The 13,541-nt window shown below is 61.0% G+C and carries 15 protein-coding genes; 10 read left to right on the plus strand and 5 right to left on the minus strand.

Annotated elements, in window-relative coordinates; all coding sequences use genetic code 11:
* Positions 1-397: 397 nt before the first annotated feature.
* Both BMY98_RS17820 and BMY98_RS17825 read right to left on the minus strand, forming a co-directional pair.
* Positions 398-1,408 (minus strand): AI-2E family transporter, encoded by a 1,011-nt coding sequence (locus BMY98_RS17820; protein ID WP_065987762.1) that lies wholly within the window; start codon positions 1,406-1,408, stop codon positions 398-400.
* Positions 1,409-1,596: 188 nt separating this feature from the next.
* Positions 1,597-1,887: a PsiF family protein gene (locus BMY98_RS17825; protein ID WP_074891365.1), complete on the minus strand. Its 291-nt coding sequence runs from the start codon at positions 1,885-1,887 to the stop codon at positions 1,597-1,599.
* A gap of 152 nt (positions 1,888-2,039) precedes the next feature.
* Here BMY98_RS17825 and BMY98_RS17830 point away from each other — a divergent pair, with 152 nt between their 5' ends.
* Complete coding sequence (locus BMY98_RS17830; protein ID WP_074891366.1) at positions 2,040-2,924, plus strand: DMT family transporter; 885 nt, start codon at positions 2,040-2,042, stop codon at positions 2,922-2,924.
* A 26-nt stretch (positions 2,925-2,950) separates the two neighbouring features.
* Here BMY98_RS17830 and BMY98_RS17835 read toward each other — a convergent pair whose 3' ends face one another.
* Together BMY98_RS17835 and BMY98_RS17840 are read right to left on the minus strand one after the other, a co-directional pair.
* On the minus strand, positions 2,951-3,187 hold the full coding sequence (locus BMY98_RS17835) for a hypothetical protein (protein ID WP_074891368.1): 237 nt from the start codon (positions 3,185-3,187) through the stop codon (positions 2,951-2,953).
* Positions 3,188-3,245: 58 nt separating this feature from the next.
* On the minus strand, positions 3,246-4,136 hold the full coding sequence (locus BMY98_RS17840; RefSeq protein WP_074891370.1) for an esterase/lipase family protein: 891 nt from the start codon (positions 4,134-4,136) through the stop codon (positions 3,246-3,248).
* Between the two features lie 198 nt (positions 4,137-4,334).
* Here BMY98_RS17840 and osmE point away from each other — a divergent pair, with 198 nt between their 5' ends.
* Complete coding sequence (osmE, locus tag BMY98_RS17845) at positions 4,335-4,673, plus strand: osmotically-inducible lipoprotein OsmE (RefSeq protein ID WP_074891372.1); 339 nt, start codon at positions 4,335-4,337, stop codon at positions 4,671-4,673.
* A gap of 330 nt (positions 4,674-5,003) precedes the next feature.
* Entirely contained in the window at positions 5,004-5,537 is a 534-nt protein-coding gene (locus tag BMY98_RS17850; RefSeq protein ID WP_065987767.1) for a ferritin-like domain-containing protein, read from the plus strand.
* A gap of 242 nt (positions 5,538-5,779) precedes the next feature.
* Here BMY98_RS17850 and BMY98_RS17855 read toward each other — a convergent pair whose 3' ends face one another.
* Entirely contained in the window at positions 5,780-7,849 is a 2,070-nt protein-coding gene (locus tag BMY98_RS17855; RefSeq protein WP_074891373.1) for an AsmA family protein, read from the minus strand.
* Positions 7,850-8,165: 316 nt separating this feature from the next.
* Here BMY98_RS17855 and BMY98_RS17865 point away from each other — a divergent pair, with 316 nt between their 5' ends.
* The 7 genes from BMY98_RS17865 (at position 8,166) to BMY98_RS17895 (ending at position 13,493) form a co-directional block, all read left to right on the plus strand.
* Positions 8,166-8,387, plus strand: coding sequence for a hypothetical protein (locus BMY98_RS17865; RefSeq protein ID WP_074891376.1), 222 nt, complete (start codon positions 8,166-8,168; stop codon positions 8,385-8,387).
* Positions 8,388-8,635: 248 nt separating this feature from the next.
* Positions 8,636-9,268, plus strand: coding sequence for a TetR family transcriptional regulator (locus BMY98_RS17870; protein ID WP_074891378.1), 633 nt, complete (start codon positions 8,636-8,638; stop codon positions 9,266-9,268).
* Positions 9,269-9,647: 379 nt separating this feature from the next.
* Entirely contained in the window at positions 9,648-10,148 is a 501-nt protein-coding gene (gene ureE, locus BMY98_RS17875) for an urease accessory protein UreE (RefSeq protein WP_074891379.1), read from the plus strand.
* Positions 10,145-10,819: an urease accessory protein UreF gene (locus BMY98_RS17880; protein ID WP_074891381.1), complete on the plus strand. Its 675-nt coding sequence runs from the start codon at positions 10,145-10,147 to the stop codon at positions 10,817-10,819. Before ureE ends, BMY98_RS17880 begins: the two co-directional genes overlap by 4 nt.
* A gap of 58 nt (positions 10,820-10,877) precedes the next feature.
* The gene (gene ureG / locus BMY98_RS17885) at positions 10,878-11,492 is read left to right on the plus strand and encodes an urease accessory protein UreG (protein WP_074891382.1); all 615 of its coding nucleotides are present in this window, start codon (positions 10,878-10,880) and stop codon (positions 11,490-11,492) included.
* Between the two features lie 49 nt (positions 11,493-11,541).
* On the plus strand, positions 11,542-12,114 hold the full coding sequence (locus BMY98_RS17890; RefSeq protein ID WP_074891384.1) for a HupE/UreJ family protein: 573 nt from the start codon (positions 11,542-11,544) through the stop codon (positions 12,112-12,114).
* 242 nt (positions 12,115-12,356) lie between these two features.
* Entirely contained in the window at positions 12,357-13,493 is a 1,137-nt protein-coding gene (locus BMY98_RS17895) for an AGE family epimerase/isomerase (protein ID WP_074891385.1), read from the plus strand.
* The last annotated feature ends 48 nt before the right edge of the window (positions 13,494-13,541 follow it).

Here is a 13,541-nt window from a genome sequence, read left to right on the forward strand (position 1 = left end):
AAGCCGGTCCTACTGACCGCGTGCAAATGTAGGACCGGCTTTAGCCGGGAATGCGTCGGGTGTCACGCCGCAAATTTTATGGTGCACAAACCGGCCTCTTCCCGGCTGAAGCCGGTCCCACAAAACACCGCGTGCAAATGTAGGACTGGCTTTAGCCGGGAAGGCGTCGGGTGTCACGCCGCAAAATAGATGGTGTGCAATCTGGCCCCTTCCCGGCTGAAGCCGGTCCCACAAAAACACCGCGTGCACATGTAGGACTGGCTTTAGCCGGGAATGCGTCGGGCCTCACGCCGCAAAATTGATGGTGTGCAATCTGGCCCCTTCCCGGCTAAAGCCGGTCCCACAAAAACACCGCGTGCAGCCGTAAAAAGGGTGAGCACCTGTTGAGCACCTGCCGCTATACCAACTCCGCCCGGCGCAGTTCGCTCTTCAGGTAGGCGTAATAAATCGGCCCTGCCACCACCCCCGGCAGGCCGAAGGCGGCTTCGAAGATCAGCATCGCCAGCAGCAATTCCCACGACTTGGCGCTGATCTGCCCGCCGACGATCCGTGCGTTTAGGAAATACTCGACTTTGTGGATCACGATCAGATAACCCAACGCCGCCACCGCCACCCAGATCGACAACGACATGCCGACGATGAAGATCAGCGTGTTGGACATCAGGTTGCCGACCACCGGAAGCAAGCCCAGCAGGAAGGTCAGCACGATCAGGGTTTTGGTCAGCGGCAAGTGCACGCCACACAGCGGCAGGATCACCGCCAGAAAAATCGAGGTGAACGCCGTATTCAGCAGCGAGATCTTGATCTGCGCGAAAACAATATTGCGAAAGGCCTGAGTCAGCAGGTGCAAACGCTCGAACAGCGCCGCCGCCAGTGGCTTGCGCTTGGTGACATCGGGGATGCGCTGCAGGGCGATGATCGCGCCCAGCACCATGCCAATCAGCAAGGTCACGAACATGTGCGCCGCGCCCTTGCCGAGCAGTTGCAGCTCGCCCAGGTGCTTGGTCAGCCAGGCGCTGAGCGACACCTGAAACTCGGTGGCACTGGCCGGCAGGTAGTTGTCGATGAAAGGCGGCAGCTGACCGCGGGCGCGGTCCACCAGAATCATGAATTTATCCAGCGACGCGCCGGGGTTTTCCGCCTCGTGCAGCAGGAAACTGATCGCGCCGGCAAACAGCAACGCCAACACCGTCACCACCAAGGTCCCCAGCAATGCCACCGCCAGCCACCGCGCACGCTCGCCGGCAATCAGCCGTTGCAGCTGCGGGGTGAGCATGTCGACCAGTTCATATACCAGCAAACCCGCCAGCAGACTGGGCAGAAGGTTCAGCGGCAGCACCAGCAGCAACCCGCCGAACACGAGAATGCAACTGGCCAGATAGACTTGACGGGGCGTAAACGTTGGCATACAGCCTCAAAACGAGCGGCGTGAAGGATGGGCAGTCTGCCAGCGTTCTGAGTGGAGAACCAGCGACGCGAAAGCCCTTGAGAGCTCAAGCGTGAGGAGGCTGCGATTGCAAACCGGTTCATCGGCCGCAATCGCAAAAAAAGCAGGGGTTGGCGCCGCATTTCGACGCCCGCCATTGGCTCGGAAAATTATTTCTTTTTAAGACAATCGCTCATGAAGGTCTTGCGGGCATCACCCTTGAGCGCTTGGGTGCTCGCCGTTGCGTTACAGGTCTTCATCTTCTCCTGCTGGGTCGCGGCAGGCGCAGGCGCGGCCTTCAGGCAGGTGCTCATGAACGCCTTGCGCTCGTCGCCTTTCAAGGACTTGGCAGAGGCATCGGCGTTGCAGGTGGTCATCTTGTTTTGTTGGGCGGTGGCGGCAAAACCCTGGGCGCTCAACAGCAGGCCCATCACCAGCAGAGGAATACGCAGCATCGTCATCGCTTTTCTCCGGAAGCGCCACGCACCTGCATGGCTTTACGAGCAGTGTAGTCAAAGAATGTTGCTGCATATTTCTGCAAATGCGCAGCGCACGCTGGACGCGCGGACTGACAGGCCGATAATGGCCGCCTCACTCAGCCGCCGGTCCGGTCATGCAATACCTTTATCCACTGCTCACCGTCATGATCTGGGCGGGCAACAACGTCATCACCAAGGCAGCCGCCGGGCGTATTTTCCCGGCCGAGATCGGCTTCTATCGCTGGTTGCTGGCGGGCTTCCTGTTCACGCCGTTTCTGCTCGGTCCCGTGCTGCGTAACCGGGCGCAGATCAAACCCATCATCGGCAAGGTCGTGGTGCTGGGCGTGCTGGGCATGGCGATTTATCAAAGCCTGGCGTACTACGCGGCGAATATCACGACAGCCACCAACATGGGCATCATTCTGTCACTGGTGCCAGTGATGACCCTGGGCATGTCGATTGCCAGCCTGGGCACACGGCTGACCGCGGGCGCACTGGTCGGCGCAATCGTGTCGTTTGCGGGCGTGTTATGGGTGGTGTCCCAAGGGAGCTGGAGCTTGCTGATTGCCCATGGCATCAACATCGGCGACGTCATGATGCTGGTCGCGACACTGGCGTATGCGACCTACAGCACGCTGCTGAAGAAATGGCAGTTGCGCATGCCGCCGTTGCAGCTGCTGTACCTGCAGATTCTGGTGGCGATCATCGCGCTGTTTCCGTTGTTCGCGATTTCACCGAAAACCGGCCTGAACGCGAGCAACATTCCGTTGGTGCTCTATGCGTGCATCCCGACCTCGATGCTCGCGCCGTTGCTGTGGATGAAAGCGATCTCCATCTTGGGACCAAGCCGTACCACGTTGTTCTTCAACCTGGTGCCAATCCTGACGGCGCTGGTCGCTGCGCTCGCACTGGGCGAGCAGCTGGCGTCGTATCACTTCATCGGCGGTGCCCTGACGCTGGGCGGGGTGATCCTGGCAGAACGCTGGACCACACCGCTGCGCAAGGCCGCAATCCATTAAGCCTGTCCTTCGGATGAAACCGGCAATCAGGCTTTGTCGTGCTCCTGCGCAGCGTGAATCGACACGTCGGTAATGCCTAGAACATGAGGCAGACCGATGGTGTCCTCGCCGGTATCGAAGGGGTCATCTTCAACGGCCACGTTGTGCTTGAGCGCCAGCTCGTGCACGACCTCGATGATGGGCACGTCGAGGTTTTCAATCAGATCGACATGGTGCTCACCGGCCAGCGTGTACTCGATTTCATAAAGCTCTTTATCGCTCATCGCATCTCTTCCTACGCGACCTCACGGGTCGACTGATCACGAACTACGGCCAAATAAGTCAAAGACCGGCGGCTTTGAGACGCGCGGCATGTTCAAGGAACAACCCCACGGGATCGGCTCCCTTGCCCACCAGCCCGAAGTGCTGGTTGACGATGTCGAAATGGTCGAGCGGGTAGTCATCACCGATGACTTTACCCAGGTGAGAACTGCACCTCCCGACCATGCCATCAGATTGACCTCGCTCTTTCGTGAACGTGCGAGCAAATATTCGGCAGGAGAGATTTGACGTATCGAAGACGTTCTTGCCACGTTCTGTGCGCCCCGCTTGCAACGTCCCGGACCACGAGTAATAGCGCACGCCGTTGACCTCCTCGTCGCCCTGCCCGCCCCAGTGTTCAGGCAATCCCTGGGGGAACAGCCGGTTGAAGCGCGCCACTCCGCGCGTGGTCAGCGAATGGTGCGCAGCGTCGACATCCACGGGCAGACGCGTGCCGCGATAACCGGTGTCGAGCAGGCTGGTGATGAGCGTGGTGAGGCGGATTGCAGCGTTGACCACACGTCCTTTCACGGTGCGGGGCGGGTAATGCGCTTCAAAGTAATCGGCCAGTTCCGAGCCATGATTGGGCCCTGCGACCGAGGTGACCGAGGCGACCAGGTCAGGGCGAACACCCGCGACATATCGAATGGTCAGCGCACCCTGACTGTGACCGATCAGGTTGACCTTGGCCGCGCCGGTTTCCAGGAGAATTTCCTGCACGCGGGCCAGCAGTTGTTCCCCGCGAATCTCGGTGGAATTGACTGCCGAAACCATCACCGGAATGACATGCGCGCCGCCCCGACGCAGCGCCGGCACGATACCGAACCAATACGGATAGACCACCAGCTTTACGAACCCCATCAACCCCGGTACCAGAACGATGGGATAACGCGTGGCCTGTTCTTGCGGCATGAAGGGACGTTCCTGAGTGAGCGTTTTGATCAGAGCAATCGGGTCAAGTCAGCTATGTGAAAGTAGTCGGGAAACATTCATGAAACATGACAGAACCCGGTAATGCCCCATCGCCATCAATTTGATCGAACTCTTTCGCCTCTTCAACGCTCCTAACAGCAACGGGCCAACAATGGCCTTTTTCGCGGAGCGATTCGAATGTTCAAGCAATCCCTGGCAGTAGTGATTTCCATGGCCGCATTGGCTGGTTGCGCATCGACCACCCTGCCGAACCCGGTTGATTACGCGACCTATCGCAATGAGCCGCTGGTCAAGCAGGTTGAGGAAGGCATGACCAAAGAACAGGTCCTGACCATTGGTGGCACGCCATCGACCTCCATGCAGCGTCGCGCCCATCCAGGTACCTGCAACAACTACGTGCTGAACCGCGAAGGCCATCAGCAGGCGTACTACGTCACCTTCGACAACAATGGCCGCGTCAACAGCAAGGGCTTCATGACCTGCGAACAGCGTGACGCCAACGAACGCGCCATGTGATCTGAGGCCCTTCGTATGAAAGGGCTTTGATTGGATGAGCCTGCTCGCGATCACGAGCGCCGTGGCATCGCAAAGATGCCCGGCACTGCTGTCATCGCGGGCGATTCCTGCGCAAACATGCGCACCCCGTCCTGACCCCGCCTTGGTTCTACCCCCCGCGACGTTACCCCGCGACAATCTGACCCGCGTCAAAAAGTCTGTGAACAAAAATCAAACTTTTGCCAGCGCCCACCACTCACACATTAAGACCCCGATCCTGCCGGGCGCCTGCGTAAGCACGGCGCAACAGAGCGCGACGGAAAAAAACCGGAACAGCCCTGGAGAAATCTGATGATCAATCTGCACCCAATGACCGACGTCGCCACCCTGCGAGAGCGCGCACGCAAAAACGTCGAAGACGGCGCCGTCACTGAAGGCTACAACGGTGATCGTGATGAGGTCCTGCGTTTGCTGAACTCGTCGCTGGCCACTGAACTGGTCTGCACCCTGCGTTACAAGCGCCATTACTTCATGGCCAAGGGCATCAAATCCCACGCGGCGGCTGACGAGTTTCTGGAACACGCCAATCAAGAACTTGAACACGCTGACAAGCTGGCCGAGCGCATCGTGCAGTTGGGCGGCGAGCCGGAATTCAACCCGGACCTGCTGAGCAAGAATTCCCACGCGCAGTACGTGGCCGGCAACACGCTGAAAGAGATGATCACTGAAGACCTGGTAGCCGAGCGCATCGCGATCGACAGCTACCGTGAAATCATTCAGTACATCGGTGATCAGGACCCGACCACCCGCCGTATCTTCGAAGAGATTCTGGCGCAAGAAGAAGAGCACGCCGACGACATGGCCGACCTGCTCGACGGCCTCTGATACGCCGCACGCAACGCAAAAAGCCAGGGCATATGCCCTGGCTTTTTTGTGGGTGCGGGATTGAAGACCCCGCAGGATTATGTGCTGTACGCGGTCAACTGTAGGAGTGACCGGGGGTGGCGCTCCACCTTGCTCGCGAAAGCGGTGCTCCAGGCGCCGAGATATGTCGGCTGTACTGGCCTCTTCGCGAGCAAGCTCACTCCTACACGAGCGGACTAGGGCGCAGAATCATTGCGCCGAACTCACTTCACCGTTTTCGGCGCCTTGCCTGAACGCATCTGCTCCAGCAACCCGGTGCATTGGTTAGGCGCGTCGCCACTGCTCGGTGCCACCAGCGCCAGCAACCCTGCCGCCGGCCCGACTGCCGCGCCCAACAGCACCATGCCTGCGCCGCGCAGCAGCAACGGACCTGATTCAACCCCCGCGTTGGGCTTGCTGAACGGCCCGCGCACATATAGCGGCGAACGCAAGGAGAAAACCCGGAAGCCTTTCGATTCCGGCGTCACCTTCATGTCCAGTTGCTCGGTCTTCATGTTCGCCGTGCCTTCGACGTAAATGATCGCGTTTTCGGTGTCGAACAAAAACACCTTGGTGCTCGCCAGGCCGTCCTTGAAGCCTACGTCAGTGGCCGCACAGTTGATCTTCACGTCCTTGTCGCCGAACAGCTTGCCGACCACGTAATTACCGACGTTCAGCCCGGCAATCTCCATCAGGCCTCGGCTGACAGCGCCGTCGTTGATCAGCATCTTCAGATCGCCGTTGGACGTGCCCAGCAACGCTGCCACGGAGTTGCCACGGCCACTGAGGTCGGCATCACCGTTGAGCTCACCAAAGCTGGTTTTCATCGGCTCGAAAGTCGGGAACAACTGCTTAAGCTTGAAGCCCCGGGCCGAAAGCTTCGCACGCCCTTCCAGCGGCTGGGTGTGGCCGTTGAGCTTGATGTCGGCGTCGAGCTTGCCGCCCGCCACACCAAATCGCAGCGGTTCCAGACTCAGCACGCCATCGTTGAGTACTACGTGGGTGTACAGGTCAGTAAACGGCAGGTCGGCGCTCTGCACGATGCGCTTGCCGGTGAACTCCACGTCGGCGTCCATGGCAGCCCAGCGATCGGTCTTGAATTCCTCGACCGGCAGCACTTTGCCTGTCGGCTGTTTGCTCTCGCCGCCCCGGGTTTTCTGCTCGGCATTGGAGTCGGCACCGATCAGCGGCTTGAGGTCCGCCATCAGCAATTGATTGGACACCAACGCGCCGGTCAGCTTGGGGCGAGGTTCACTGGCGACAAAGCCCAGGTCGCCATGAATATCGCTGTCGCCGATCTTGCCGTTGAAGGACTTGTACTGGAAGGACGCACCCGCCGGGTCGTGCAGTTTGGCGATCAGGCGGCCATCGGTGGAGTACGGCGGGGAATCCGGCAGGGTCACGCCAGTCAGGGGATACAGGTTGCTGAGGCTGTCGCCGGAGAGTTTCAGGCGCAGGTCCAGCTCACCCAAGTTCTGCGGATCGGTCACGGTCCCCGCAATGGCGACACGCAAGGCGCCCGCGCTAACGTCGGCCTGCACCGGGAATGGCTGCGTGGCGTCTTTCAATGCCAGCAGTCCACCGACTTTGCCGCTGCCGTTTAGCTTCTGGCCGTGGTACTGGCCTTTTGCGGTAAAGCCGAAGGCATAGTCCTGTGCCGAAGCGCCCTTGTCCTGGACCTTCTTCGCCTCGCTGCTGCCGACGATGTCGCTGTAGGGAATGGGCTTGCCGAGCATATCGATAACGACATCGACCGCCGTGTTGATCTTCTGGTCGTTGTAGCTCACGAAGCCTTTATCGAAGCCGATCGAGCCAATGTCGACCACCCAGCTCGACGGTTTGGCGTTCGGGTCGCTCTTGGGCAGATCAAACACCCAGTTGGCGCGGCCATCGGCCAGACGCTCGATTTTCGCGTTGGGCTCGGTCAGGTTGATACGCGGAATGACCACGCGTTGCGCCAGCAATGGCAAGGGAGACAAGCGCAGGTCGACGCGCTTGAGCGTGACCATCTGCGGCGTCTTCGACCATTCCGGGTTGCCCAGTGAAATGTCTTCCGCCGACATGTGCGGCCATGGCACCCAGGCGCGCCATCCGCCTTCGTCGGGCTCACGGTGCCAGCTCACCGCCAGATTGCCGTTGATGGCAAAGGGGCGATGCAGTTCTGCAGACACTTTCTCATTGATGGTCGGCTTGAGCCGGTTCCAGTCGAACGTCGCGATCACAATGATCAGAATCACCAGCAACAGCAGCAGGATTGCAGCTGTCCAGGCAAAGATTTTACGGCCTCGCATCATTGCGTTGTCTCCCCAAAAACCGACGCGCCATCCAGGGCGCGTGTCGTACGTCGTAACGGTTCGACTGAGAAAACCCGCGTCGGTTTGATGAAATCTGTATTCATGGTCAGAAAAGTTCCGCAGCCCGCCAATACCGTACGTCCAGAAGGGTTTGAGGATTGGCCTTAAACACGCTGAAACGCCCGCCGGGCAAGGTGCGCGAAGCCGCATCATTTCTGTCGATGGTCACCATCAGCCCGCTGAACTTCTTTATCGAACGGGCAGCGGTAAAATCGCCAGCACGTTCACACACCCCTTTACACCCGAGCATCCTTCCATGAAACGCCAATTGATTGCCCTGACCCTTTCCCTCCTTGCCTCGAGCGCATTCGCGATGCCTGCCAGCGAACAAGCGATCCTCGGCGAAGCGAAGGCGACGCAGCATTCCGGTTTGCCGACCATTGCGCAAGACGGCCCGAATCGATTGATCAATCAATACCAGCGAGTGGCCGACAACGGCCCTGATCGGCTGATTCAGCAGTATCAACGCGTTTCCTGAGCGATACTCGCTGCAGGTAACGCCTTCCCGGCTAAAGCCGGTCCTACGGAAGACACGCGCACCCCGTAGGACCGGCTTCAGCCGGGAAGAGGCCGGTCAGATCACCCAAAAATCGGCACGACAAAAAACATGAGAACAGCCCGGCCTTGATCGCCGGGCTTTTTATTGCCCGACGCAAAACCGGGTTCGACGCCACGCAAATGCATTTGCTAGAGTTGCGGCCCATGCCTCCATCAGATACACGCCCCATGCTGCCCCGCGCCGAACAGAAACAGCAGACCCGCCATGCCCTGCTCGATGCAGCACGGGGCCTGATGGAGAGCGGACGCGGTTTCGGCAGCTTAAGCCTGCGTGAAGTGGCGAAAACCGCCGGCATCGTGCCCACCGGTTTCTATCGGCATTTCGATGACATGGACCACCTGGGCCTGGCGCTGGTCAGCGAGGTCGGCCAGACCTTCCGTGAAACCATTCGGCGCGTGCGTCACAACCACAATATCGACAGCGGCATCATTGATGCCTCCATCCGCATCTTTCTGGATGTCGTCGCCGCCAACCGCTCGCAGTTTCTGTTTCTGGCGCGGGAGCAATACGGCGGCTCGCTGAAAGTCCGTCAGGCGCTCGGTGCGCTGCGCGAAGGCATCATCGCCGACCTTGCGACCGACCTGGCGTCGATGCCCAAATTCCGGCACCTGGACACCGACGACCTTTCGGTCATGGCCGACCTGGTGGTGAAGAGCGTGTTCGCCATGCTCCCCGAGCTGATCGACCCGCCGCCCCCGGCATTGGCCGCACACCTGACCCCACGCGCGAAAATCACTCAACAGCTGCGCTTCATCTTCATCGGCGCCAAGCGCTGGAAGGGGTTGGGCAGTACTGAGTGATTCAGCGCCTGCAAAGGCCATTCGCGGGCAAGCGCGCTCCTACAGTGGGTTGCGGTACTAAACATGGATACGGTGATGGTGCTGAAGTCGTTGTCGCAGGCAGTGTAAACCTGCGTTTGGAACGCGATCCCGTGTAGGAGCGCGCTTGCCCGCGAAGACCTAGCGTCCACCCCAGAAGATTCCAGCGCCGTACCGATTAGTAGCGCCACAACTCAAGCGCACCATGCCGGTGCGCAATCTTTCCTCGCGCCCCACCACTGAGCGTCACGCCTGCTGAATTTCGGCCCTCTGCACCGTATTCAGGCAATTTCTGTTCTGGTCGCCTGTTGGCAAGCCACTTGCTCTAGCACTTGCATCGCACATTGCTGGAAGCTATCTGATGCTGGTGATTCATCAACGGACCGAACCTCAGGCTGAATGGGCCGCAGAGCTGCATTTGATATTCGAGGCGCGGAGCAAGAGCCGGCTGCGCTGTTTCAGTGCCGAGGGTGAGGATGTCGGGCTGTTCCTTGAGCGGGGTCAGCCGCCGCTGCGTGATGGCGACTTCCTCAAGGCTGAAGACGGCCGGATCGTGCGTGTTTGCGCGCGCCCCGAGCAACTGATGCACGTGACGTGCAGCAATACGTTCGAACTGACCCGGGCGGCGTATCACCTGGGTAACCGCCATGTGGCGCTGCAAGTGGGCGACGGTTGGCTGCGACTGCTGGACGACTACGTGCTCAAGGCCATGCTCGATCAACTGGGCGCCACCACCGAATCCCTCGAAGCACCCTTCCAGCCGGAACATGGCGCGTACGGCGGCGGCCATCACCACTCGCGCGCCGGTGAGGAAGACTTCAACTACGCGCCGCGCATTCATCAATTCGGCGTACGCACGTGAACGCCGCCTGGGCGCTGCTGCGTCTGGCAAGCCCCCAGCTGCCAATCGGCGGCTACAGCTATTCCCAGGGCCTGGAAATGGCGGTCGAGCAATCGATCGTTCACGACTCGGCCAGCGCCGCCCGCTGGATTGGCGACCAGTTGCTGCTCAACCTTGCGCGCTTCGAGGCGCCGCTTTTACTGGCGCACTGCACAGCGGCTGCCGAAGACGACTGGGCGACGCTACTGCAATTGAGCGAAGCACACCGCGCCAGCCGCGAAACACGCGAGCTGCACCTCGAAAGCCGGCAGATGGGCTACTCGCTGCAACAACTGCTCAACGGCCTGCCGGAAATGGATCAACCTGCGCGAGACGTTCTACAACGTGTGGGCGAGCCCCATCTGGCGCTGGGTTGGGCACTGGCCGCGCGGGCGTGGCAGATCAGTCCTCACGACGCACTCGCCGCCTGGCTCTGGAGCTGGCTGGAAAACCAATTGGCGGTGCTGATGAAAACCCTGCCACTGGGCCAGCAAGCCGCCCAGCGCCTGACCAGTGAGTTGCTGCCGCTGCTGCAGAAGGCTCAGCAGGACGCGACCGCACTGAACCCTGAACACATCGGCAGCGCGCCATTCGGTCTGGCGCTGGCGAGCATGAACCATGAGCGGCAGTACAGCCGCCTGTTCCGATCATGAGGTGGCCGCCGTCGCTGCAGCACCTCGAACCGCACAACACGCTTAACGGAGAGAACGAATGAACAGCCAACCTTTGCGCGTCGGCATCGGCGGTCCGGTCGGTTCCGGCAAGACCGCGCTGACGCTCGCGCTGTGCCTGGCCCTGCGCGACCGCTACAACCTCGCGGTGGTCACCAACGACATCTACACCCGTGAAGACGCTGACTTTCTGGTGCGCAACGAAGCACTGGCGCCCGAGCGCATCATCGGCGTGGAAACCGGCGGCTGCCCGCACACGGCGATCCGCGAAGACGCCTCGATCAATCTGGAAGCCGTCGACCAGCTCAATCGGCGCTTCGAGGGACTGGACCTGATCATCGTCGAATCCGGTGGCGACAACCTGTCGGCGACGTTCAGCCCGGAGCTGTCGGACCTCACCATCTACGTGATCGACGTGTCAGCAGGCGACAAGCTGCCGCGCAAGGGTGGCCCTGGCATCTGCAAATCCGATCTGCTGGTGATCAACAAGATCGACCTCGCGCCGCTGGTGGGTGCATCGCTGGAGATGATGGACCGCGACACCAAGAAGATGCGCGGCGACAAGCCGTTCGTGTTCAGCAACCAGAAAACCGGTCACGGCCTGGAGCAGATCATCGCGTTCATCGAGCGCCAGGGCCTGCTGACTGCGGCATGATTTCGTCCACCCAAATGGCTCACACCCAAGTGAAGCAAGGAATTCATTCATGAACGGCAAAAAAGTATTCGGCGCGTTGGCGCTGCTCCTCGTTCCGGCGCTGGCCTTCGCCCATCCCGGCCATGATGAAAGCGGTCTTGTGGCCGGCATCAGCCATCCATTGGGCGGCATCGATCACCTGCTGGCGATGATCGCCGTCGGCCTTTGGGCGGCACAGCAAAAAGGCGCGGCGCGCTGGGCGCTGCCGTGCACGTTCGTCGGCACCATGCTAATGGGCGGCTTGCTCGGGTTTGAAGGGCTGGCGCTGCCTGCACTGGAAAGCGGGATTGCGGCGTCGGTGTTTGCGTTGGGCCTGGCGGTGGCGCTGGCGGTGCGTCCGCCGCTGTTCGTGGCCGTCGCGGCGACGGCGCTGTTTGCGCTGTTCCACGGCGTGGCCCATGGTCTGGAGCTGCCGGAGATGTCGAGCCCATGGGGTTATGCGCTCGGGTTTGTCGGCGCGACGGCGGCGCTGCATGCGGCGGGTTATGCCGTTGTGCGGTTTCTGCCATCGGCGGCGTCACCGGTTGTGCGGGTTGCTGGTGCGCTGTCGGCTGCGACCGGCGTCTGGTTGTTTGCGGGCTGAATGACATCCGAAAATGTAGGAGCGCGGCTTGTCCCGCGATCGGCGACGAAGTCGTCGTAAAGCAGGCCAGCGCGGTCATCCTGGTTGATCCGGTAGGTAAGCTTTGCTGCCGCTGCGCGACAGATCGCGGGACAAGCCACGCTCCTACAGGACTCGGCGGGGATCAATCGATCCCCGCTGCCCCGCCCGCCTCACCTCCTGCTACCATGTCGCGCAATTTGCCACTGCCGTGACGCCATCCAATGCCTGACGCTTCCCTTCCCACCGCCAAGTCTGAACTGTCCGCCGCATTCGCCGAGGTGCAACGACACTTCATGCGCGTGGTCGTGCCGTTGTGGCAGGGCCCGGGATGGAATGCCGAGATGGCGTTGCCGTTCGAGGCGGTCGACGCTCAGCATCGGCCTTTGCCGCCGCAGCGCTACCGGGCCATGGCCTGTGCGCGTCAGCTGTTTCTGTTTTCAAGCCTGATCGATCACCCCGACGTACCCGACGCCGCAACTCGCGCGGCGGCTCTGTTTCGTTCGTTGCAGCAGCACTTTCACGACGCCGAGCACGGCGGCTGGTTCTACAGCATTGATCCACAGGGCGCGCCGCTGGATCGCCGCAAGGACCTCTACACCCACGCCTTCATCGTCTTTGCCTGCGCGCATTACTGGGGCCAAGTCCGTGAGCCGTTGGTGGAGTCGGTACTCAACGCCGCGCTGAACGTGGTCGCCGAGCGCTTTGCCGACGGCGATGGCCTGTTCGAATCCGTGCTGGCCGAGGATTGGTCTTCGCTCAACGCCGGCCCGCTGCAGAACCCGCTGATGCACCTGGCCGAAGCGTTTCTCGGCACGCTCGCGGTGCGCGATGACGCTGACACGCAGGGGGCGCTGGATGCGTTGGTGGAAGCCATGCAGCGACGCTTCGTCGATGTCGAGCATGGGGTGATGCTGGAAAAACCGCTGGACGCTGTGGATAACTGGTCCGAGCCGGGTCATCAGTTCGAATGGTTCTACCTGCTAGCGTCTTCTGCGCGTCTGCGGGGCACGCCGCTGTATCGTTCGCTGGAGACTGCGTTCGCCCACGCCGAGGCACAGGGCGTCGATCAAACGAACGGCGCGGTCGCGGCGACGCTGGAAGTGGACGGCTCGGTGAAAGACGGCACGCAGCGCATCTGGGCCCAGGCTGAATACCTGCGCGCGTTGACGTTACGACCTGATAGCGAGCGCCTGCTGGCGCGCCAGTTGAAAGCGCTGCAAGCGCAGTTCCTGCACCCCGCCGGCTGGAACGAGTGCCTCGACAGCCAGGGGCAGATCAGCCGCAGCGACATGCCTTCCACTACGCCCTATCACTTGGCGACCTGCTACATCGGGCTGGCCGAGTACTTCAACGCCTGAGGCACCCCGGCCTTGTGACGCCAACCGTTTTAATGCTCGCCCCTGTAG

Origin of the sequence: Pseudomonas graminis (genome assembly GCF_900111735.1) — a bacterium.
Classification (GTDB): Bacteria; Pseudomonadota; Gammaproteobacteria; order Pseudomonadales; family Pseudomonadaceae; genus Aquipseudomonas; species Aquipseudomonas graminis.

Excerpts from the sequence above, each read along its gene's own strand:
- BMY98_RS17820 (WP_065987762.1), bottom strand. The coding sequence starts at position 1,408 with ATGCCAACGTTTACGCCCCGTCAAGTCTATCTGGCCAGTTGCATTCTC.
- BMY98_RS17825 (WP_074891365.1), bottom strand. The coding sequence starts at position 1,887 with ATGACGATGCTGCGTATTCCTCTGCTGGTGATGGGCCTGCTGTTGAGC.
- BMY98_RS17830 (WP_074891366.1), top strand. The coding sequence starts at position 2,040 with ATGCAATACCTTTATCCACTGCTCACCGTCATGATCTGGGCGGGCAAC.
- BMY98_RS17835 (WP_074891368.1), bottom strand. The coding sequence starts at position 3,187 with ATGAGCGATAAAGAGCTTTATGAAATCGAGTACACGCTGGCCGGTGAG.
- BMY98_RS17840 (WP_074891370.1), bottom strand. The coding sequence starts at position 4,136 with ATGCCGCAAGAACAGGCCACGCGTTATCCCATCGTTCTGGTACCGGGG.
- osmE (WP_074891372.1), top strand. The coding sequence starts at position 4,335 with ATGTTCAAGCAATCCCTGGCAGTAGTGATTTCCATGGCCGCATTGGCT.
- BMY98_RS17850 (WP_065987767.1), top strand. The coding sequence starts at position 5,004 with ATGATCAATCTGCACCCAATGACCGACGTCGCCACCCTGCGAGAGCGC.
- BMY98_RS17855 (WP_074891373.1), bottom strand. The coding sequence starts at position 7,849 with ATGATGCGAGGCCGTAAAATCTTTGCCTGGACAGCTGCAATCCTGCTG.
- BMY98_RS17865 (WP_074891376.1), top strand. The coding sequence starts at position 8,166 with ATGAAACGCCAATTGATTGCCCTGACCCTTTCCCTCCTTGCCTCGAGC.
- BMY98_RS17870 (WP_074891378.1), top strand. The coding sequence starts at position 8,636 with ATGCTGCCCCGCGCCGAACAGAAACAGCAGACCCGCCATGCCCTGCTC.
- ureE (WP_074891379.1), top strand. The coding sequence starts at position 9,648 with ATGCTGGTGATTCATCAACGGACCGAACCTCAGGCTGAATGGGCCGCA.
- ureG (WP_074891382.1), top strand. The coding sequence starts at position 10,878 with ATGAACAGCCAACCTTTGCGCGTCGGCATCGGCGGTCCGGTCGGTTCC.
- BMY98_RS17890 (WP_074891384.1), top strand. The coding sequence starts at position 11,542 with ATGAACGGCAAAAAAGTATTCGGCGCGTTGGCGCTGCTCCTCGTTCCG.
- BMY98_RS17895 (WP_074891385.1), top strand. The coding sequence starts at position 12,357 with ATGCCTGACGCTTCCCTTCCCACCGCCAAGTCTGAACTGTCCGCCGCA.